Here is a 930-nt window from a genome sequence, read left to right as displayed (position 1 = left end):
CTCCGCCATTGGCGCGCTGATCGGCACCGAGGGCATCCTGAAGGCGGCCGAGATCAATAACATGGCCACCACGATGTACCAGAGTGAAACGGTGGGCCTGCGGCATGCGGCCGAGGCCAACATCCAGCTGCTGGCCGCAACGCGCTCGATCCGCAGCGCCATTCTTTCGTATTCGGAAGAGGACAGGGAAGGGCATCTGAAGGAGTTGGCGCAGCGCTTCGACAATCTCAAGCAGTCGCTCGACGCGTCGGAGAAGCTCTTCGTCAGGCAGGCCGGCAAGGATCTGGTGGCCAAGACGCGGGCCGCCGTGCAGGCCTATGAGAATTCCGTCAAGGAGACGGTCACCCTGCTGCGCGTCGAGCCCTTGAACGATAAGCGCGGCTCGGTCGAGCAGCTGACGGTTGCCGCGGCATTGGCCAACAAGGCCGACGACCTGATGACCGNTCACCCTGCTGCGCGTCGAGCCCTTGAACGATAAGCGCGGCTCGGTCGAGCAGCTGACGGTTGCCGCGGCATTGGCCAACAAGGCCGACGACCTGATGACCGAGCTGGTCGAACGGAAAAACGCCAACGCCGATGAGCTGAACAGCGAAACCGATCGGGTCTACAACAGCATACGGGTGCTGCTGATCAGTCTGACCATTGGTGGTGCACTGGCGGGCATCATCATCGGCCTGCTGCTCTCGCGCAGCCTGACGCGCCAGCTCGGCGGCGAGCCCGGCTATGCAGCAGAGATCGCCGGGCGTATCGCGCAAGGCGACCTCACGGTGGCGATCGACACCCAGGCCAACGACCGCACCAGCTTGATGGTCGCGATGAAAACCATGCGCGACAGCCTGCAGCGCATCGTCGGCGAGGTGCGCCAGGGCACGGACTCGATCGCCACGGCGACCGGCCAGATCGCCGCGGGCAACCAGGACCTGTCCTCGC

General features: G+C 64.6%; 1 protein-coding gene and 1 pseudogene. Both read left to right on the top strand.

Annotation, left to right across the window (positions count from 1 at the left end; all coding sequences use genetic code 11):
• Positions 1-478: MCP four helix bundle domain-containing protein (locus QZH66_RS17085; protein ID WP_305807042.1), on the top strand; the 478-nt coding region annotated here is incomplete at its 5' end.
• 37 nt (positions 479-515) lie between these two features.
• Positions 516-930: pseudogene (locus QZH66_RS17080) on the top strand (hypothetical protein); the annotation flags it as partial.

It is taken from the genome of Stenotrophomonas sp. YIM B06876, from assembly GCF_030711595.1.
GTDB lineage: Bacteria > Pseudomonadota > Gammaproteobacteria > Xanthomonadales > Xanthomonadaceae > Stenotrophomonas.
This window is presented reverse-complemented; position numbering and strand designations above follow the sequence as displayed.